Below are 564 nucleotides of genomic sequence, written 5' to 3' on the forward strand. Positions count from 1 at the left end.
GGTTGCCGAGGTTGAAAAATAGCTCGGGGCCCGCGGTCAGGGCTGCCGCATCGTCAGCAAAGACGATGCGGTGCTTGCCTGCTTCAAACTCGTGGAAGTAGAACAAGCCCTCTTCGGCAGCGAGGCGATTCACGAAATCGAGGTCGGTCTCGCGATACTGAACGCAATATTCCCGCTGGGCGTGCTCATTCTTGAGCGCAAAGGCGTAATCGGTGATGCCGTGCTCTTGCAGCAGGATACTGAGGATTTCGTCGGGCTTTTGCGCCTGAAAGATGCGGGAGTTCTGGCGAAGACCCAACCGCCACAGGGCAGGTTTGACTTGCAACTGATAGCGGGTACGACGAAAACCGCTATCCCCTTGCGCAAACTCGCTCACTACCCCGCAGACGCGGCGTTGCAGCTCACCGTTGTACCACACTATCAGCTCGCATGGCTGGTCCAGCACGGCGCCAAAGTCAACATCAGGCTGGCTACTTGCCACCTCCAGCTGCAGGTTGAACGGCCGATTCAGCCCCTCATCCAGCTGGAAACTGGCCACCACGAAGGTGCTCTCGGGCAACGCCC

1 protein-coding gene is annotated in these 564 nt (G+C 58.9%); it reads right to left on the reverse strand.

The annotated features are described in order from the left end of the window. On the reverse strand, positions 1-564 hold a 564-nt coding region (gene tssI / locus AACR14_RS16045; protein ID WP_156808844.1), incomplete at both ends, for a type VI secretion system tip protein TssI/VgrG.

Origin of the sequence: Aeromonas sp. 159 (genome assembly GCF_963862045.1) — a bacterium.
GTDB lineage: Bacteria > Pseudomonadota > Gammaproteobacteria > Enterobacterales > Aeromonadaceae > Aeromonas > Aeromonas veronii.